The sequence below is a fragment of the Bacillus sp. F19 genome (assembly GCA_023823795.1).
Lineage (GTDB): Bacteria > Bacillota > Bacilli > Bacillales > Bacillaceae > Bacillus_P.
Window position 1 is genome coordinate 1,109,709 of the sequence record CP085710.1, and the last position, 19,823, is coordinate 1,129,531.

General features: G+C 41.1%; 21 protein-coding genes and 1 pseudogene. 14 read left to right on the plus strand and 8 right to left on the minus strand.

The features are described 5' to 3' along the window. Positions 1-38: 38 nt before the first annotated feature. The 11 genes from tenA to LIT25_05675 all read left to right on the plus strand — a co-directional run bounded on the left by tenA (position 39) and on the right by LIT25_05675 (position 8,720). A complete protein-coding gene (tenA, locus tag LIT25_05625; GenBank protein ID USK34831.1) occupies positions 39-725 on the plus strand; it encodes a thiaminase II in 687 nt (228 codons plus the stop codon). Continuing rightward, positions 722-1,330 carry a thiazole tautomerase TenI gene (gene tenI, locus LIT25_05630; protein USK34832.1) on the plus strand — a complete coding sequence of 203 codons (609 nt, stop codon included), beginning with the start codon at positions 722-724 and terminating at the stop codon, positions 1,328-1,330. Before tenA ends, tenI begins: the two co-directional genes overlap by 4 nt. Continuing rightward, the gene (gene thiO, locus LIT25_05635; protein USK34833.1) at positions 1,327-2,442 is read left to right on the plus strand and encodes a glycine oxidase ThiO; all 1,116 of its coding nucleotides are present in this window, start codon (positions 1,327-1,329) and stop codon (positions 2,440-2,442) included. Before tenI ends, thiO begins: the two co-directional genes overlap by 4 nt. Next, positions 2,439-2,642 (plus strand): sulfur carrier protein ThiS, encoded by a 204-nt coding sequence (gene thiS, locus LIT25_05640; GenBank protein USK34834.1) that lies wholly within the window; start codon positions 2,439-2,441, stop codon positions 2,640-2,642. The genes thiO and thiS overlap by 4 nt, the downstream gene beginning before the upstream one ends. 3 nt (positions 2,643-2,645) lie before the next feature. Continuing rightward, positions 2,646-3,413: a thiazole synthase gene (locus tag LIT25_05645; protein ID USK34835.1), complete on the plus strand. Its 768-nt coding sequence runs from the start codon at positions 2,646-2,648 to the stop codon at positions 3,411-3,413. Continuing rightward, on the plus strand, positions 3,414-4,430 hold the full coding sequence (locus LIT25_05650; GenBank protein USK34836.1) for a thiazole biosynthesis adenylyltransferase ThiF: 1,017 nt from the start codon (positions 3,414-3,416) through the stop codon (positions 4,428-4,430). A 142-nt stretch (positions 4,431-4,572) separates the two neighbouring features. Next, entirely contained in the window at positions 4,573-5,808 is a 1,236-nt protein-coding gene (locus LIT25_05655; protein ID USK34837.1) for a DUF445 domain-containing protein, read from the plus strand. 118 nt (positions 5,809-5,926) lie between these two features. After that, positions 5,927-6,700 (plus strand): enoyl-ACP reductase FabI, encoded by a 774-nt coding sequence (gene fabI, locus LIT25_05660; protein USK34838.1) that lies wholly within the window; start codon positions 5,927-5,929, stop codon positions 6,698-6,700. Between the two features lie 618 nt (positions 6,701-7,318). After that, positions 7,319-7,780: an SRPBCC family protein gene (locus LIT25_05665; protein ID USK34839.1), complete on the plus strand. Its 462-nt coding sequence runs from the start codon at positions 7,319-7,321 to the stop codon at positions 7,778-7,780. Between the two features lie 6 nt (positions 7,781-7,786). After that, entirely contained in the window at positions 7,787-8,233 is a 447-nt protein-coding gene (locus tag LIT25_05670) for a GNAT family N-acetyltransferase (protein USK34840.1), read from the plus strand. A 70-nt stretch (positions 8,234-8,303) separates the two neighbouring features. Next, positions 8,304-8,720: a spore coat CotO family protein gene (locus tag LIT25_05675; protein ID USK34841.1), complete on the plus strand. Its 417-nt coding sequence runs from the start codon at positions 8,304-8,306 to the stop codon at positions 8,718-8,720. A gap of 127 nt (positions 8,721-8,847) precedes the next feature. Here LIT25_05675 and LIT25_05680 read toward each other — a convergent pair. The 5 genes and pseudogenes from LIT25_05680 to LIT25_05700 form a co-directional block, all read right to left on the minus strand. Beyond that, positions 8,848-10,200, minus strand: a pseudogene (locus tag LIT25_05680) (IS1182 family transposase). Positions 10,201-10,323: 123 nt separating this feature from the next. Beyond that, positions 10,324-10,893 (minus strand): manganese catalase family protein, encoded by a 570-nt coding sequence (locus LIT25_05685; GenBank protein USK34842.1) that lies wholly within the window; start codon positions 10,891-10,893, stop codon positions 10,324-10,326. A gap of 18 nt (positions 10,894-10,911) precedes the next feature. Beyond that, entirely contained in the window at positions 10,912-11,175 is a 264-nt protein-coding gene (locus tag LIT25_05690) for a spore coat protein CotJB (protein ID USK34843.1), read from the minus strand. Between the two features lie 2 nt (positions 11,176-11,177). Beyond that, the gene (locus LIT25_05695) at positions 11,178-11,411 is read right to left on the minus strand and encodes a spore coat associated protein CotJA (GenBank protein USK34844.1); all 234 of its coding nucleotides are present in this window, start codon (positions 11,409-11,411) and stop codon (positions 11,178-11,180) included. 187 nt (positions 11,412-11,598) lie between these two features. Next, positions 11,599-12,657 carry a CotS family spore coat protein gene (locus LIT25_05700; protein ID USK36175.1) on the minus strand — a complete coding sequence of 353 codons (1,059 nt, stop codon included), beginning with the start codon at positions 12,655-12,657 and terminating at the stop codon, positions 11,599-11,601. A gap of 616 nt (positions 12,658-13,273) precedes the next feature. Here LIT25_05700 and LIT25_05705 point away from each other — a divergent pair. From LIT25_05705 to LIT25_05715, 3 genes are read left to right on the plus strand one after another with little or no spacing between them, the layout of a single operon-like run. After that, positions 13,274-14,407 carry a glycosyltransferase family 4 protein gene (locus LIT25_05705; GenBank protein USK34845.1) on the plus strand — a complete coding sequence of 378 codons (1,134 nt, stop codon included), beginning with the start codon at positions 13,274-13,276 and terminating at the stop codon, positions 14,405-14,407. A gap of 15 nt (positions 14,408-14,422) precedes the next feature. Then, positions 14,423-15,523: a CotS family spore coat protein gene (locus LIT25_05710; GenBank protein USK34846.1), complete on the plus strand. Its 1,101-nt coding sequence runs from the start codon at positions 14,423-14,425 to the stop codon at positions 15,521-15,523. A 15-nt stretch (positions 15,524-15,538) separates the two neighbouring features. Then, positions 15,539-16,177, plus strand: a complete 639-nt coding sequence (locus tag LIT25_05715) for a hypothetical protein (protein USK34847.1) — start codon at positions 15,539-15,541, stop codon at positions 16,175-16,177. Positions 16,178-16,274: 97 nt separating this feature from the next. Here the strand turns inward: LIT25_05715 and LIT25_05720 are convergent, their stop codons facing one another. The 3 genes from LIT25_05720 to LIT25_05730 are packed head-to-tail and all read right to left on the minus strand — an operon-like array spanning position 16,275 to position 19,641. Continuing rightward, positions 16,275-17,405 (minus strand): glycosyltransferase family 4 protein, encoded by a 1,131-nt coding sequence (locus tag LIT25_05720; GenBank protein ID USK34848.1) that lies wholly within the window; start codon positions 17,403-17,405, stop codon positions 16,275-16,277. Then, positions 17,402-18,358 carry an NAD-dependent epimerase/dehydratase family protein gene (locus LIT25_05725; GenBank protein ID USK34849.1) on the minus strand — a complete coding sequence of 319 codons (957 nt, stop codon included), beginning with the start codon at positions 18,356-18,358 and terminating at the stop codon, positions 17,402-17,404. The genes LIT25_05720 and LIT25_05725 overlap by 4 nt, the downstream gene beginning before the upstream one ends. Next, positions 18,355-19,641 carry a UDP-glucose/GDP-mannose dehydrogenase family protein gene (locus tag LIT25_05730; GenBank protein USK34850.1) on the minus strand — a complete coding sequence of 429 codons (1,287 nt, stop codon included), beginning with the start codon at positions 19,639-19,641 and terminating at the stop codon, positions 18,355-18,357. Before LIT25_05730 ends, LIT25_05725 begins: the two co-directional genes overlap by 4 nt. Positions 19,642-19,823: the final 182 nt, after the last annotated feature.

The window sequence follows — 19,823 nt, forward strand, 5'->3', positions numbered from 1 at the left end:
TTTGCCGTTTTTATACTAAAAATGAGGAGGAATAAAACATGTCATTTTCAAAAGAATGCCGGGAGTATGCAAAAAAATGGTGGGAAGGAAGCTTTGAACATCCTTTTGTAAAAGGGATTGGTGAAGGCAGCCTTTTAAAAGAGAAATTTAAATATTATGTGATGCAGGATTCTTATTACTTAACCCATTTTGCAAAAGTACAGGCTTTTGCAGGGGCTATGGCCACTGACTTGCATACAACGTACCGGATGTCCGTTCATTCGCAGGGAACCTATGAGGCAGAGCTATCTTTGCATCAGCAATTTTCTGTCCTGCTTGGGATCACGGACACCGAACGGAAGGAATTTAAACCATCGCCGACTGCGTATGCTTACACCTCCCATATGTACCGTTCAGTTGCGACAGGAAATCTTGGTGAAATCATTGCAGCTCTGCTTCCATGCTACTGGCTCTATTATGAAGTCGGGGAGCACCTGAAAGATTGCAAGCCGGGTGATGAAGTTTATGAGAAATGGATTGCGACTTATCACGGTGATTGGTTTAAAGAGCTTGTCCTCGAGCAGGTTGCAAGATTTGACGAGCTTGCTCTGCGTGCAAGTGATCACGAGAGACAAATGATGAAAGAAAACTTTCTCATCAGCTCGATGTATGAATATCGTTTTTGGGATATGGCGGAAAAGATGGAAGCATGGGATGAGACACAAACCATGCTGATGCAAAAGTGAAATTGCATCTTGTCACAGATGGACGGCACACTGCTGCAGAGCTCGTGAAAATCATCACAGATATACATACAGCTGCAGATGCCATTCATATTAGAGAAAAGAATAAATCGGCTGGGGAACTGATCGACTTGATTGAAGCGCTCCATCAAAATGGGGTGCCAAAATCAAAGCTTGTCATGAATGACCGTGTGGATGCAGCTGTTCTTTCTGGTTTGCACCAGGTTCAGCTCCCATCGCACAGCTTCAATGTGAAACTGGTGAAACAGCGCTTCCCGCATCTTGAGGTAGGCTGTTCCGTCCACACTGCTGCTGAAGCAGTATATTGTGCTGAAAATGGGGCAGATCGTCTCCTTTTCGGGCATGTGTTCCAAACATCATCAAAAAATGGTCTAGAAGCAAGAGGGATAAGCAAGCTTGCGGAAATAGCGGAATCTGTCAGCATTCCAGTCATTGCAATTGGAGGAATCACTCCTGCTGTCATTCCTGATCTAAGAGATTTAAAGATTGAGGGAGCAGCCGTGATGTCCTATGTTTTTTCAGCGGAGCAGCCAAATCATGCGGCACTTGAACTTGCTGATCAGTTAAAAAGGGGGATGGGCCATTGAAGCCTTTATTTGATGCGGGCATTATCGGCGGAGGAGTCATTGGGCTTGCCTCTGCCTATTATTTAGCGAAAGCCGGTCTTCGAGTTGCGGTATTTGAAAGCGGAAAAACAGGCAGCGGAGCATCCAGTGCTGCGGCGGGTATGCTCGGAGCCCATACTGAAACTGAAAAGGACGATGCTTTTTTCAGGTTTGCTAAAGAAAGCCAGGCACTTTATCCAAAATTAGCTCATGATTTGCTGCTTGAAAGCGGAATTGACATCCAGCTTCAATACAATGGAATGTACAAACTGGCAATGACGGCCGAGGAAGCCGATTCTTTGAAAAAAAGAGCAGAAATAGAAAAGGATGTAGAATGGCATTCCAAAGAAAAAGTCCTAGAATATGAAAAAGACATAACAGATGCGATTTACGGGGCTCTGAAAATTGAAAAAGATGGAAAGCTTACTCCAGCTGCTCTGTGCAAAGCTTTTACAAAAGCCATTCAGCTGATGAGCGGAAAAATCTTTGAAAACACACCAGTATACAAAGTGAGCAGATTTGAAGGCTCCCACTATGAAATTGAAACGCCTCAAGATACGTTTTTTTGCGAAGCTCTTATACTTGCAAATGGCACATGGAGCAGCCGGCTGATAAAGGATTTAACACGTAATATATCTGTTCATCCTGTTAAGGGCGAATGTTTGTCTGTGACAATGAAAGATGGAAAACTATCGTCTACTGTTTTTCATGAAAGCTGTTATCTTGTGCCAAAGCTTGATGGAACTATAGTTATTGGGGCAACGATGAAAGAAGGAACCTGGAATACTGAGCCTTCCGTACAGGGAATCGCTGCTCTCTTGAATAAAGCAGTTACAATTATGCCGGCAATTGAAAATGCCAGTTTTCATCGTGCATGGGCTGGATTAAGGCCGGGAACAGCCGACAGCAAGCCCTTTATTTTCAAGCATCAGGGCATTCCGAATCTCTTTGTGGCAACAGGGCATTTCCGAAATGGCATCCTGCTCGCTCCCAAAACAGGTGAAATGATCAGAGATTTATTTTTTAATAGACCGGCAGCTGAAGAATACGTTCACGCTTTTAGAATGGACCGTGCAGATGAGGTGAAACTATGAACATTAAAGTGAATGGCAGCATGATAGATATGCAGTCTTCTGTGCGCACCGTTCAAGATTTGCTTGCTTTTTATGAGGTGAGCAAAAGAATCGTCATTGTGGAATATAATTCAGAAATAATAGCCAAAGAAGAATACGCGAAAACAGTTATTAATGATGGGGATGTTTTTGAAATTGTTCATTTTGTAGGAGGAGGATAATTTATGTTAACGATTGCTGGAAAAACCTTTCAATCAAGACTGCTGCTTGGAACGGGAAAGTATCCCTCTTTTGACATTCAAAAAGAAGCGGTAAATGCAGCTGAAGCTGATATTTTAACATTCGCGGTGAGAAGAATGAATATTTTTGAACCGTCTCAGCCTAATTTTCTGGAGCAGCTTGATCTTTCGCGCTACACGCTGCTGCCGAACACAGCTGGTGCAAAAACGGCTGAAGAAGCTGTCAGAATCGCCAAACTCGCTAAGGCTTCAGGGTTATGTGATATGATTAAGGTAGAAGTTATCGGGTGCGCGAAAACATTGCTTCCCGATCCTGTTGAAACCTTAAAAGCAAGTGAGGAGCTTGTCAAGGAAGGATTTATTGTACTTCCTTACACGTCTGATGATGTCGTGCTTGCGAGGAGACTTGAAGAAGCAGGCGTTCATGCGATTATGCCGGGCGCGTCTCCAATCGGTTCAGGACAGGGCATTATCAATCCTTTGAATCTATCATTTATTATCGAACAAACGAAACTGCCGGTTATTGTGGATGCAGGGATTGGATCAGCTGCAGATGCTGCAAAAGCGATGGAGCTTGGAGCGGATGGTGTGCTGTTAAACACTGCTGTTTCAGCTGCAGGCAATCCGGTCAAAATGGCAGCGGCTATGAAGCTTGCCATTGAAGCAGGAAGATTAAGCTTTGAGGCAGGCAGAATACCAGTAAAAACCTATGCATCTGCAAGCAGCCCGGAAGAAGGAATGATTACATCCTAAATGGAACGGTACTCTAGGCAAATCTTATTCTCTCCAATAGGAGAAACAGGACAGCAGAACATTCGAAATGGTCATGTGTTAATCATCGGCGCGGGAGCTCTTGGGACAGCAAATGCGGAAATGCTTGTTCGTGCGGGTGTCGGCACACTAACGATTGTGGACCGTGATTACGTCGAATGGAGCAATTTGCAGCGCCAGCAGCTTTACACTGAAGAAGATGCGGTTTTGCGTCTTCCTAAAGCTGCTGCTGCAAAACAAAGACTTTCCCAGATTAATCATGAAGTGGAAGTCCAGGCGGTCATTGAAGATGTAACAGCTGATAATATTTTTGCATTCAGTCAGCATGCAGACGTTATTGTAGATGCGACGGATAACTTTGAAACTCGTCTTGTTATAAATGATGCAGCGCTTAAGCAGGGCATTCCGTGGATCTACGGGGCATGTGTCGGAAGCTACGGCCTCACTTATACAATCATACCGGGACTCTCGCCATGTTTGAATTGCCTTTTAAAGCAAATTCCAATGGAAGGCCAGACGTGCGATACAGTTGGCATTATTAGTCCGGCGGTCCAAATGGTTGCCTCTTATCAAACAGGGGAAGTGCTGAAATTGTTAACCGGGGCAGCGGATCAGGTGAGAAAAGAATTGCTTTCTTTTGATGTTTGGAGAAATCAATTTTCACAAATAAAAGTGCATGCATTAAAAGATGAAGCCTGTCCATCATGCGGGGACTCTGCCGTTTATCCATTTTTATCACGCAGCAACAGTGTGAAAACGTCGGTTCTCTGCGGCAGAGATACGGTTCAAATAAGGCCGGCAGTCGCTAAAGAAATGAACTTTAAGGAGCTTGCAAAAGTACTTGGAAGAGCGGTAACAGAAATCACTGCAAATCCGTATTTACTTTCATTTCAGACAGAACATCAGAGGGTTGTCGTATTCCGTGACGGCCGTGCCCTGATTCATGGAACAAAAGACATGGCTGAAGCCAAGAAGATTTATCAGCGATATTTGGGGTAACAAGCCTGTAAGAATACAAGAAAAGAACTGGCCATGCTTTGGCCAGTTTTTTCTGTAAAAGGACATAGATTTATTGGATTTCTTTCTGATTTTAGACTAGCATGGAATTACCATTATTTTATATAGATTGAAGGTAGATTATGTGTCTAATAAATCAAAGAATTTAGCCGGAATATCACTTGCTGTCATGGGAACAGGGTTTGCTGCAGCGATCCCTTTTCAGGGAACTGTCGCTGGAGAATTTATGCAGGGAGGATTTGAAGCTGGGCTTGTCGGCGGATTAGCAGACTGGTTTGCTGTTACAGCTTTGTTCAGACACCCATTCGGCTTGCCTATCCCTCACACCGCGTTACTGCCTAAAAATCGAAACAGGATGATTAGGGCACTTGTTAACACAATCGAAAATGACTGGCTGTCAAAAGAAAGCATTCAAACGAAATTATCACAAATAAATCTGACAGAAAAGCTGCTGCCTATTCTTGAAAAAGAGGTACATTCCGATTCTTTCAAAAAAACAATGAAATCGTTCATTATCCAAATGATTGAAAGTGCTGATTTGGGAAAGCTTGCTCCCCTTATTCAGAAGCAGCTGAAAGGTTATTTAACGTCAGATGAAGTATTAAAGATGCTTAAAGCTCTCATTCATCAGGTTCTTGAACGGAAATATGATGAAAAGAGCCTGGATTATTTCCTTTCAAAATTAGAGGAATGGGCATCAAGGCGTGATCAACGGGAGGAGTTTGGCAGATTTGCGATGAAGGCCATTGATAATGGACAAGCTGATGGTTTTTTGCAATTTGCCATAAAATCCTTCCGGAATATTGTAAATGAAGAAAAACTCGGAAAGATTCTTCAGGATATTATCCTGAATGTTATTGGGGGGTTGCGAAATCCTGAGAGTGAATATCGTCAGGCCATCCTTGGCCGCGTTCGAAAAGAATTGCTCGGCATTCAGGAAAATCATGCTTTATTAGAGGAAATAGACCGGTTGATTTTAGAGTGGGACCCTTCAGAAAATCTGATGACAATCTTAAAGAAAACGCAAGTAAAAGCTTTAGCCATCATTGAAGAAGGTTCATTTATGGATGATCATCTTATGCCTTTTGCTGATCAATTAATCGGAAAAATAAGTGCTGATAAAGAAAAAACAGATGCAATCGAGAACAAAATACAGGAACAAATTACTCTTTTTATTGAAAAAAATCATTCGAAAATCGGTAAACTGGTCGAAGAGAATTTAAACAAGCTTGATGATGAGAAATTAATTGATATGATAGAAAATAATGTAGGGAAAGACTTACAGTGGATCCGTGTGAACGGTGCAGTGTGCGGATTTTTCATCGGAATCGTTTTGACAGGACTTAAAATGCTCTTTTAATTTGCTGTAATGATCCAGGTTCATTCATGAAATCCAGCAGCGGTCTAGAAAAACAGCAAATAGCATGCTATACTTATAACCAGGTACTAATAACATGTATTAATTAGGAGGATTCCAAATGAATTTATCATTAGCTGGACGCAATGTAGTCGTAATGGGCGTCGCAAACAAACGAAGCATTGCCTGGGGAATTGCCCGTTCTCTTCATACGGCAGGAGCACGTCTTATTTTTACATATGCAGGTGAACGCCTTGAAAAATCAGTGCGCGATTTAGTTGAAACGCTTGATCGCAATGATTCGATTGTCCTTCCTTGTGATGTAACAAATGATGCTGAAATTGACACTTGTTTTGAAGCGATTAAAAATGAAGTAGGCGTTATTCATGGAATTGCACATTGCATCGCGTTTGCACATAAGGAAGAATTGAGCGGAGAATACATGAATACAACCCGCGACGGATTTTTGCTTGCTCACAATATCAGCTCTTATTCACTGACAGCTGTGGCAAAAGCTGCAAGAGGCTTGATGACAGAGGGCGGAAGCATTGTGACACTCACATATCTTGGCGGAGAAAGAGTCCTTCCTAATTACAACGTTATGGGAGTGGCAAAGGCATCACTTGATGCAAGTGTGAGATACTTGGCAAGCGATTTAGGAAAAGACGGCATTCGCGTGAATTCAATTTCTGCCGGCCCAATCCGTACGCTTTCTGCTAAAGGAATCAGCGATTTTAACTCCATTCTGAAAGATATCGAAGAACGCGCGCCGCTGCGCCGTACAACAACTCCGGAAGAAGTTGGGGATACAGCACTTTTCTTGTTCAGTGACCTTGCAAGAGGGATGACTGGAGAAAATCTACATGTAGACTCCGGATATCATATTTTAGGTTAATCAAAGCCTCCATTCTCTTTAATTTTAATGGAGATAACAAAATACAGAAGAAAACGGGTAATGAATTGCACAGCAATTTTTGCCCGTTTTTTTGTTGTTTGGGGCGAGTATTGGCAAGCTATGATTTCCTAAATACAGGAAAGAGCGTGTTTAGAGGACTCAAAGGCCCTGTATGATTCTCCAAATCCAGGATAGAGGGTGATTAGAGAACTCAAAGGCCCTGTATGATTCCCCAAATCCAGGATAGAGAGTGTTTAGAGGACTCAAAGGCCCTGTATGATTCCCCAAATCCAGAATAGAGAGTGTTTAAAGGACTCAAAGGCCCTGTATGATTCCCCAAATCCAGAATAGAGCGTGTTTAGAGGACTCAAAGTCCCTGTATGATTCCCCAAATCCAGGAAAGAGCGTGTTTATAGGACTCAAAGGCTCGGTATGATTCCCAAAAATCCAGGAAAGAGCGTGTTTAAAGGAATCAACTACCAACCCGATAATCTCTTTAATGAGGCAGTTTTTTTATTCCTGAAACAAATAAGTGATTGCTTGTCTATGCGGCGTCTCCTAGTCTGATAAAATGTGGATAAGGAATAAATCATAATCATAAGGAGGATTGATTATTGCATGAGTGAATTTCAAGATCAAGTCACTGTAAATGCACCGCTTGACCAAGTATTCAAATTTTCCGCTGACGTTGAAAATGCCCCTCTGTTTATGCAAAATGTGACGAAAGTAGTGAAGCTGACGGATGGACCTGTTCAAGCAGGCACGAAATACAGAGAAACCCGTGAAATAAGGGGAAGAGAGGCTTCAGCGGTTATTGAATTTATTGAGTATGTTCAGAGTGCAAAGTACTCAGTTAAAAGTGAAATGAAAGGGATGGAAGCCATCTATCATTACACGTTTTCTGCATCAGGCAATCAGACGACAATCCGTTTTGAATGTGAAATCAATGCGAAAAAATTCACAATGAAACTCATTAAGCCGGTATTTGTGAAGATTATGAAAAAAGAAGACGGAGATCATCTTCAGCGTTTAAAAAAAGCATTGGAAGCTCAGGCTGCGGATGATAAAAAAGGACAGTGACCAATTATGGGGTTAACATTTAAACTGGCAGCTTCAGACGAATTAGAAGAAATTTACGAATTAGCAGGAGAAAACCGCAGGGAAGCAACCAATCACGTTTCAGACGATAATAAGGAAAAGATGATTGAAGCCTATGAATATTCCGCAAAATATCAGGCTTATTTTGTTTGCTTGATGGACGGCAGCACAATGCTTGGCTGGATTATGATTGATAAAGCATTCGATTTCTTAACGGGAGATGAAATTGGCTGGATTAATGATCTATATGTAAAAGTGCCATACAGAGGCAAGGGATACTCCAAGTTATTGATGGAGGAAGCAATAAAAGAATTCAAAAAAAACGGGTACAGCGATGTTAGGCTGAATGTGTATGCACATAACCAAAAAGCGATGAAACTGTATGAACAAATGGGATTCAAAGACGTCAGCAAATTTATGAAAGTATCACTTTAACACACTCATCATAAAACTGATCTCCCCGCATATACTTCTTTGTAGATCATGAACATGAGGAGGGAAGTCTGTGAAAAAGCATCAATCTGTTAAAAATCCTCCGCTGCTGTATATCGTTCAGCCGGAATTGGAACCTGTTTTAACATCTATGCAAAAAACATATGTCTTAAGAAAAGATCTGCCGGCAGAAACAGCAGCGGTACCTGAAGAGCCAGTATTGAGCGAGGAAGTGAAAGCTGAATCTGCTATGCTGAAAGAAAAAAGGCTGACAAAGCCTCTGCACTCGTTTAACGATCTTACAAATAAAGAGAAAATTGAGCTGCTTCTAAATTTACCTGAGAGACTCTCCAGTTTAAATTGCAGCATCAGTACAAATGTAAAGACTCATATTGGAAAAGTAACAGAATATAAAGATGAGTGTGTTTTGATTAATGGAGAGAAGATTCCGTTAAACGAGATTCAGGCTATCACTTTAAAAGATTTATAAAAGAACCACGGGTTTTCCGTGGTTCTTTCAGATTGTAGACAAAAGGCATTCGGATGAACTCTATCCGAATGCTTTTTGTCATTTCTGGGGCTAATTTGATGTTTGTAGGCCTATTCGTTGACTATTTTTATACCGCTTTCGCTGGCTTCCATGTCCAGGATGCCAACTTTTTCAAGTTCATGGCAGCAAAAGTAAGCATCGCCTGCATGGACAATTTTTTGAGTCCTCTCAACGTTGTCCAACGCATACCATGCTTTTCTTTTGCATCTGCAAAGACACGCTCTATCGTTTCTTTGCGTTTTGCATAAATTGTTTTGTTCTCTTCTGTATGACGAAGGTGTTCAGCTTCATCTAAGTATTCTTGCCAGAGATGCCTTTCAATCAATTTCTGATGATTTTGGCTCTCCGTACATTGGCTTAGGAATGGGCAATTTTCACAAACCTTCGGATCGGAAGAGTATTGTCTGTATCCTTTTTTCGTAGTAGTTCTGTAAGGAAGCACTTGATCGTGCGGGCATATGTAACAATCAAAATGTTCGTCATACACATAATCACTTTTCTTGAAAAATCCATCTTTTGTTTTTGGCCGTGTATAAGGAAAAACCGGACGAATTTCTTTTTCGTTCAAATAGTGAGCAAGAGCAGGGTTCTTGTAAGCAGCATCGGCAGCAACAGCAACAGGTTTCTTGTGAAGCTCAGTTACTTGATCAAGTAGAGGCTCGAATATTGCACTGTCGTGCACGTTACCAGGCGTAACGATTGTCCCCAGAACAAATCCTTTTCGTCAGAGGCTGTGTGAAATGAGTAAGCGAACTGTTTTGTTCTTTCATCTTTTACGTAATAGCCACTTTCCGGATCCGTCGTACTTTCTTTAATCACTTTCTCTTCCGGTTCAAATTTATCTGGGGAAAAGGCTTTTTCCGTTTTCTTCGCGGTCTAGATTGAGTTCGTTTTGGAGCCTTTCCTCATATGATTTCGTTTCTTTTCGTACGATCTTTTCTGATACTTTCGTTTATTAGCACTAGCCTTTACGTGAGTTGAATCAATAAATACCTGTTCTCCATTGACCAGTTTCTTATCAATCGCCTCTTTTAAGATGCGGTAAAATATCTGCTCAAACAGATCTGTATCCTTAAAGCGCCGTTCATAGTTTTACCGAATGTTGAGAAGTGGGGCACCTTGTCATGAAAACCAAAACCCAAAACCAACGGTAGGCTAAGTTGGTTTCAATCTCTTCAATGGTTCTTCTCATGGATCGAATACCGAAAAGGTATTGGATGAAGGTCATTTTAATCAATATGACCGGATCAATACTTGGACGACCTCGATCTGCGGAATAGACTTTCTCTACTAATGGATAGATGAAAGAAAAATCGAGAGCTTGTTCAATTTTACGGACTAAGTGATCTTCCGGCACCAACTGTTCAAGTGTAATCATTTCTAGTTGATCGCGATTCATTTGATTATTTTTAGACAACATCCAAATCACCTCTGTATTGTTCTATTTTCATTATATAAAAAAACTGCCGACAAATCCCCCAAAAAGGGGGGATTTGTCGACAGTCTGAAAGAACCACGGGTTTTCCGTGGTTCTTTTTTGTTCTCAAAAGATCTTTTTTCTGTCTCTTTCTTCTTTTAAAATTTCTACGGCTTCTCTAAACCTCTGAGAATGCACGATTTCCCGTTCCCTTAGAAATCTGAGAGAATCATTTAAATCAGGATCATCAGACATATCAATAATCCATTGATAGGTAGCACGGGCTTTTTCTTCTGCTGCAATATCTTCGTATAAATCAGCAATAGGATCTCCTTTTGCCTGTATATATGAAGCAGTAAAAGGAACTCCAGCAGCATTTTGGTAAAACAATGCGCTGTCATGGATTACGTAATGATCTCCAATACCAGCTTCTTTCAATTGCTGGGGGGTTGCATCTTTTGTTAATTTATAAATCATTGTCGCAATCATTTCAAGATGGGCGAATTCTTCCGTTCCAATATCTGTAAGAAGTCCGACGACTTTATCAGGAATGGAATAGCGCTGATTCAAATAACGCAATGCAGCAGCAAGCTCTCCGTCCGCTCCTCCATATTGTTCAATTAAAAATTTGGCCAAAGTAGGGTTGCATGTACTGACTCTTACAGGGTATTGCAGCTTTTTATCATATGTCCACATTCTGATCCTCTCCTTTCGTCATACTTGCCATGGCCATGGACCGCTTTTCCATGTCCAGTATTCACCTGAAGGATTAGGACTTCCTTGACTGAGAGGTCCAAATTGGGCTTCGAACGTTTGTTTGATTTGTCTGCAATATTGTGCATACTGGTTATATTGGGAGATAGCCTGAGCATCATCAGGATGCGTGTCTAAATATAAGGTTAGTTCGACAAGAACAAAATCAACCGCCTGGATTTCCTCTAACTTCTGATAGTATTCGGGCGGAAGTGTTTTAGCCATCTTTAGCTTCCTCCTTTTTTATATGGATTTTCATAATAATCATAAAAAACAGGCCATAATGTACCTTTTTTTAAGGCTTCATATGGGGAGAATTGAGGAAGATTGGGCGGCTGAAATCCCAGATATAAGTTTGGGGGAGTCGAGTAGTATTTTTTGCCGATCGGCGGACAGGGATCGAATTGGCTGTGAAAAGGAATATAGGTTTTAACTGAGGAGAAAGATTCCTGATTTTTCATTTTCATACACCTCACATTATTTAAGTCTCTTACGAATGTATTCATTTAGTATTAAAATAATGAATAACTTGAATGATATGGATTTGTACTTAGATGGTTTAACTCAACATGGTTTGGTCTTTTTCAAATAATAAAAAAAGATGACAGCAGCCAGCAGCCAGCAGCTGAAATCATCTTTTGATTGGCATTATGAATTAATTAAGCTGTTTAAATGGGCTTCTTTGATTCTTTCATACTGGAAAGCCTGAGCAAGCTCCTCTGGGAACATATCTGTTTTTCTGACAAACTTTTCCCGTGCAATATCATACATTTCATAAGGGAATAGCATATCGATATACATCACTTCTTTTTGTTCAGACGTTAAAGGATTGACACTTTCATAAGCATTCATCATTAATTGGAATCTTGCTTCATCCCACACTCCTGTTGTATCAAGTAAAGGTATAATCATTTTTCGCAGGTCGCGGATAGGAAGATCATAAGAGACCGTATCTAAGTCGATGACCCAAATCTTGCCGTCATTCCCGAGCACAGTATTTCCTGCGCCATAATCCTGATGGCAAAGGGTTGGATTTGCAGACTGTTCTTCAATCCAAGGGACATACTTTGAATTCATCAGGCGGTCAAGGGTTTGGCGCCCCTGTTCGATGAAATAGTCAATTTCCTGCAGATACAATTGAGAGAACGGGTTATCTGGAGTATTTTGGGCGATAATTTTCCATGACTCCATTTGCTGACATCTTTTAATATAGTGATTTTGCCAGCGTCCGAGCTTTTTAAACACAGGAATGCCTTCTGGCGGATGATAACCTTCAGACCAAAGATGAAACTCCGCCAGTCCTTTCATAACCACTTCCAGATCCGGATCCACTGCTAAATCAAATACGCCGCCTTCAATCCAGTCATAAAGAACGAATAGAAAAGGACCTTGTTTTGTAAAGAGATCGTTGTGTACATTACGGATGATTCCAGGTACTCTGCCGCCTTTTTCGGCTAAGTAATTCTGTGCATTAATGGAGAATAATGCTTTCTTCTCAGGACGGTGTATCCGCTTTAAACAAACCGGTCCATTGCTCGTGTGAATTTTCCATACGAGTGCCATTTGCCCGCCTTGAATGACTTCAATCCGGTCAACCTGAACGTCCCAGCTCTGAATAATGTATTCCGCAAGCTTAACAAGTTTGGCTTCCTCTTCAGGAGAGAGAACATATGTCTCTTCTTCTTCATTGCTATCTTCTTTTTTTATTTTAGCTTCTTTTAGGGTTTTTTCAGGTCTAGGCGCGATAAAATTATCAGCCTTTTTTTGTCTTTCTTTTCTAGCTTTTGCCTCTGGAGACATCGGTTTTTTTTTCTTTTTCTCCTTCTTTGTGTTAAGCTCAGCAGCGGGTTTCACTACTTTCTCCGTCTTTTCCATTTCATTTACATCTTCTGCTGTTTCTTCAGGTGCTTTTTTCTTCATCACTTCTACTCCAGTTTTAGAACCAAAATCAAACGAAACATTTGATTTCATCGATTTCCTTTTTGTATTACTTTTCCTGCGCCTCGCCGATCTAAGTACGGCTGGTTCAGCTGCTTGATTGGGAGCACTTTCTGCAGCTGTTTTTTTAGTTTCCGTATCCTTTTCTGAGAAGCCCAAGGATCCTGTGTTTGCGTTTTCTTTCAATATGGTCACCATCCCATCCTTTTACTTCATAGATTATGAGAAAAGGTTGTTTTTTGTCCTAGGATAAATGCCGCCGTCTGAAAAAAGATTAAAAAATAATCAAATCGCCTTTTTTGAAAATGTTACATGAAGAAAAGCACATACTCCCTGTTTTTTCGTATTTTAAGATAAGGGCTTACTAGACGAATGGAGGTAACGTATGAAAATTGCATTAATAGCGACTGAAAAACTCCCTGTTCCCGCAATTAAAGGAGGAGCTATCCAGATCTATCTGGATTCCATCGCCCCTCTTATTGCACAAAAACATGAAGTGACAATCCTTTCAATTCAGCATCCAGATCTACCTGAAAAAGAAACGAGAAATGGTGTTCATTATATACGTTTTGCACAAAGCGAATATCAGTCTTTTCTCGGGGAGCATTTAAAGAACACAAAGTACGATGTGGTTCACCTGTGCAACAGACCAGCCTGGATTCCTGCCCTGCATGCCCAGTCGCCGAATACGAAATGGATTTTAAGTGTTCACAATGAGATGTTCGCGGTTGAAAAAATGACGGATGAAGAGGGCAGAGCCTGTATTGCAGCTGTCGCTCAAATCGTAACAGTCAGCGATTATATTGGCCGTACCATTACAGACAGATTCCCTGAGGCAAAAGGGAAGGTAAGAACCGTTTATTCAGGTGTAGACCTGCAGACTTATTTTCCCGACTGGACGCAGGAAGGCAGAAGGCTCAAAGAAAGAGTGCGTTCTGAATTAAATCTGAATAATCAGAAAGTTATTTTATTTGTAGGTCGTTTAAGTAAAGTAAAGGGACCTCATATCCTCCTGCAGGCAATGCCTAAGATCCTTGAAAAACATCCTGATACTGTTATGGTTTTCATCGGATCGAAATGGTTTGGCGACAATGAAGTCAACAACTATGTCAGTCATTTATATAAACTCGGCGCCATGTATCCTGAAAATGTTCAATTCATTCAGTTCGTTCAGCCGAAAAACATTCCAACTCTATATGCCATGTCAGATATTTTTGTATGTTCATCACAATGGCAGGAACCGCTTGCACGTGTTCATTACGAAGCAATGGCCTGCGGACTTCCAATCATTACGAGCAACCGCGGAGGAAATCCTGAAGTCATTGATGAAGGCAGAAATGGTAAGGTTATCAAAAATTTTGAAGATCCATTTGCTTATGCTGAAGCGATAAACTCCCTGCTTGACAGCTCTGGAAAGCGTAATGAAATGGGAAGATACGGAAGATCAAAAGCAGAGCGTGAATTCAGCTGGAACACAGTAGCCGGGAATTTACTTAGAGTTTATGAAAATGGAAGATAGAGAGGGTGAAACATCTTGGATACAGAACTAAACAAATATGAGCTCCAAATGAATATCCTAAACTTGTACCCTTTTGATGTGCAGTCGATAACCCTTTTAACCAACAAAAGCGGGCGTACGACTTGGAAAGTAGAGACGGGTCAGGGTGTGAAAATTTTAAAGAGAGTAATCATGAAGCCTGCAAGGATGCTGCTGATTGCAGAAGGACATGAGCATTTGCAGGACAATGGTCTGCCGATTGCAGGCATACACCGTACAAAAGCAGGCGCAATCTGTGTCGGTGCTGATAATTCAGCATATGTCCTGTATGATCTGCAAGAAGGAAAAGAAGTTCTCTATTATGATAAAAGACAAATGCTCCAGATCATGGAGTTCATTGGGAAATTTCATCAAACTTCAGCTGGCTATATGCCGGATGAAATGAGCAAAAAAAGAAGCCGCCTGGGAAAATGGCATAAGTTATTCAGATGGAAGCTGCAGGAACTTGAAGGAAATAAAATGCTCGCTATAAAATCGGATAAAGAAAACAATCTTCCAGCTCCGGCGGTCATCGAACCTGATGCAGAACAAACGTGGCTGCAGGATCCCTTCTCAAAAATGGTGATTGAATCAATTGATGAAATGATTCTGCGAGGCCAGCAGGCCCTTGCGGAACTCGATGAAGGCCATTATAAGCAATGGTCTCTTGAATGCTTAGAATCCAGAATGTTTTGTCAGCAGGACTTTACGCTTGCCCGTTTTATTGAGACCGAAGAGGGCCTTGCAATGAAAGAACTGCATTCCATTACAAATGATTTGCCATCCAGGGATTTGAGAGTGATTTTAAATAAAGTTTTGAAAAAAATGTCAGTCTGGGATACTGAGCTTGTCATTGAGTTATTAAGAACGTATGACAAGACGAATCCACTTACGAAAGAACAGTACAGGGTTTTATGGACAGATTTGAAGTTTCCTCATTTATACTGTTCGATCGTTCATAAGTATTTCCTCGGTCAAAAAACATCCTGGTCAGATGAGAAATATAAATGGGCCCTGCAGAACATTATTTCTGTTGAGCAGTCAAAGCATGAATTTTTAACTGATTTCGATGGGTTATTTTCAAAAATTAAAGCATAAAGGAGGGTGAGCAAGATGAGTACAAATCACTCTGAATTCAGTGAAATTCCAAAAGTGGAACTAGTGAACTTTTCATTTTCTCCTCCTGGTCCGATGGGATGGAGCTCAGCTGAATATGAATCGATGCTTGAAGATCCAGAGACTTTCTTGTCAAAGTATAAAATACGGCATGCAGAGCCTGCGACTGGAAATGTAGAGCTAATTGAATTGCCATTAAAAAAACGGAAGCCTCAAGAAGCAATTATGGGTGTTGAGCCAATAAACGAAGTAATGCATGAGACCGTCCAATCTTTAACCCAAGAGCTGCAAGAGGCAGCAGAAGAACCTGCAGCTGCTTTATCTGAAGCAGCTGAGGTGAAAGCTGTTAAGGTGAAAAAAGAGAAAAAGCCTTCATCAAAGAAAAAAGGAAAAGACCAGCTGATTGTATCTGAACCTGCAGCTGAGATTCCTGAGACAGCAGTTCAGGAATCTGCTGCTAATGAAGAAGAAATGATCCCTGCAGCGAGTCTAAAGGCTGAAGTAACTCAGAAGCTGTCTGCTTTTGAACAGCCAATAACCGATCAAGAACAATCGGGTCTTCGCTTTACCTCATCAAGAAGAAAATCAAAATCAGGGCCTTCAGCGCGTAAAAACAAAGTTTTGTTTTTAGATTGAAGGTTAGTAGTTTGATATCAGCTTGCTGATATCTTTTTTTAATATTGGCCGAACCAGAATGCCAAAAATTAAAAGAACCAGCATTTAGCCGGTTCTTTTAAGCGTTAATATATATTTGTTCCAATTTTCTTGCTGTCTTAAAAAAAGAAAAATTCTTTTCAGCATAGTGCCGTCCATTTGTCCCTAGAACTGCAGAAAGAGTGCTGTTCGCAAGGAAGTCTGAGATGTGTGCTGCAAATGCCTCTGGCTGATCATACTCTTTGATCACATAGCCATTCATACCATTGATGATTACTTCTGCATTTCCCCCGCGATCAGTGGTGATAATCGGCAGCCCGGCTGCCATGGCCTCGTAATGAATTCTCGCCAAAGGTTCATGCCACTGCGAGCTGCATACGAGCATATCTCCCATGAGAAGTACATTTGGTATTTCTTCAGAAGGTATATATTTTGTAAAAAGGATATGTTTATTTAAAGGCTCTGATTCATCGTATAAGTACTGAACATATTCATTTATTCCATTTTCACTGAACCATTTTCCTCCGACAATGACTAAAACGGCGTCAGGGTGCTCTTTAATGACTTCCTCCATTGCTCTTATTAAAATATGGGGTCCTTTAGTCCGGCTTAATCTTCCGATAAAAAGGATCACTTTTTTATTTTGCAGTCCGTATTTCTTCCTCCATAAATCCTTAATTTTGATGCCTTCAGGAGACCCGCTGGGATAAAACTTTGAAAAATCAACACCAGAGTATACTACATGAGTTTTTTCTTCTGCCTCTGGATAGCGGACGGTGACAGTGCGTTTAATGTATTCACTCACTGTTGTGATTGCATCGCAGTCTTTAATGGCTGTCAATGCCTGATTGGGTTTTAGTTTTCTCGTTGAGAACATATCGTTATGCAGGCTGAGAATCAGTTTGCTGTCCGGGGAAGCCTGTTTATATCTCCAAATTTCGTTCGGGCGATTAAAAACATGAATATGTGTAAACGATTTTCCCTTTAGATTATGTGCTGCCTCCTCATGAAAGGATGACCTTGGAAAACGAATATATGCAATGCCATTTTCAGTATTCTCAGCAGGGAGAAGAGGGTCTGTAATCGAATAAATTGTGACGCTGTACTTTTGGCTGAAATAAGGGGAGATGCCGTCCAGCATAAGCTGAATGGCACCTCCTTTCACAGCTGGTGCGGGCAGTTTTTCCGTGCAGATAAAGGCGAGATTCATGGCGATTCTCCTTTTAAAATGACCTTCATATAGTCAAATTCTTTTATAAGCCCTTCGCGAAGGGAAATATCAGGTGAATAGCCTAATACCTTCGCTGCGTGAGAGATATCTGCATGAGTGTGCTTCGGTTCTCCGGTAGCTGCATCTAAATACCGAATGACAGCTTTCTTGCCTGCAATTTTTTCAATTTCAGTTATGATTTCATGAATGGCTGCTCTTTCCTTTCCGCCGATGTTAAAAATTTTTCCGATGGTATTCTCTGCGTTCATGACAGCGGCTGTTCCCTTAACGCAATCATCAATGTACGTAAAATCACGGGATTGAGTGCCGTCGCCAAATAAAGTGAGCGGCTGATCCGTTAAAATTTGTTTAAAGAAGCGGTGAAAGGCCATGTCTGGCCGCTGTCTTGGACCATACACGGTAAAATAGCGCAAAATCGTAACAGGAACATCAAAGTTCTGATGATAAACGGAGCATAAATGCTCGCCTGCAAGCTTTGTTACCCCATAAGGCGAGAGCGGATCGGGCATGGTATCCTCAGGGACCATTCCATGTTTGTATCCATAAATAGAAGAGGTGGAAGCATAGATGAACTTTTTGAGACTTACAGACTTAGCAGCCTCCAATAAACGCTGTGTAGCAAGGATATTATTTTCAGTATAAGGAAAAAAGTCCTTTCCCCAGCTTGCTCTTACTCCAGGAATACCTGCAAGGTGATAGACGATATCTGCTTTTTTCAGGAGGCCGGCACAGTCAATATTCATGATTGATTCTTTAATCAGCTTAAAGCGAGGATGCGGCAGCAGATTAAATGCGTTTAAATCTTTCAAAGAGCCTGGTGTGGGACCGATAAAACAATCGATCCCGATAACTGTATTTTCTTCTTGTTCCAGCAGCTTTTCGCATAAATGAGAGCCAATAAATCCAGCGCATCCTGTCACAATGATTCTCATAGGCGGCCAACTCCAATATAATCTAAGTCAGCTTTCCTGATGAGAACAGGATTAAGACAATTTCTTGCATCGATCACAGATCTGCCTTTCATAATACGCCGTACCTGCTTCCAGTCGAGGCCGATGATTTGCTTCCAATCCGTTGCGACAACAATTAGATCTGCATCCAGTATAGCTTCATAAGGAGTCTCAGTCTGCTCAACCATACTGAGCTCTTTTGGCAAAGCTGCTTTGGGATCATAAGCAGACACTGTACATCCATATTCATGGAGTTTTTTAATGAATGCAACAGCTGGGGATTCCCGGATATCATTTGTATTTGGTTTAAAAGCAATGCCAAGAACGGCAATTTTCATAGAGGACAGAGCCGGAAACATGGTTTTTATTTTCTCAAAATAGACGTTGATTTGTGTGGCATTCACAGATTGAACAGCATCCAGTATGAGCGGCTGCAGCCCGTTATCTTTAGCAGTAAAGCTTAACGCTTTTAAGTCTTTTGGAAAACAGGAGCCTCCGTACCCAATACCTGCCTGCAAAAAAGAATGGCCAATTCTCGCATCCAGGCCGATCCCTTTAGCTACATGTGTTACATCCGCGCCAAAAAGTTCACAAACTCGGGCGATTTCATTGATAAAACTGATTTTAGCAGCTAAAAATGCATTAGAAGCATATTTAATCAATTCTGCTCCAGCATAATTTGTTACGATGACGGGCGCTTCAATTCCTTTATAGAGTTCATTTAATTTATCAAGTAAATCCTCGTTTTCTTCCGCTAAGCCATAAACAATCCGATCAGGAAACTTCATATCATGAAGAGCTGATCCTTCCCTCAAAAATTCCGGATTTGAAACAAGATCAAATAGGGAAGCCTGATATCCTTTTTCTTTCAGCAATTCCAGGATTGCGGCATTGGTGCCCGGAGGAACTGTACTTTTTATTATGATTATTTTATAGGAAGCGAGATGGTCCGTCACATCAATCATCGCTTTATATAGAAAGCTTAAATTAGAGCTGCCATCCGGTAGGGACGGTGTTCCTACTGCCATAATAATGATTTCTGCATTGCTTATGCCTGATGAAAGATCGTCAGTAAAGCGGAGCCTGCTTTTATTTTTCTGGACGCAATCTTCTAAATCAGGTTCAAAAATTGGAATAGAGCCGTTCTGCAACGATGCAATCTTATCAGTGTCTTGATCGATGCATGTAACGTGATGACCAAGATCTGAGAGAACTGCTGCAGTTGTTAAGCCAACATAGCCAGCGCCAATCACGCAAACATTCATAGTAGAAACCCCTTTCTAAACACCATCTCCCATAGCCTATTATGAAACAAGCATGAAAGGTTACAGCAGATGAGAAAAAACTCATAAAAGGGCCTTTTCACAGGGACAAATTACCTTCAGGGCATCTTGTGAATAGGCTACAACATAAAAAAATGAAGAGCGAGTGAGGTAGAAGAATTCTT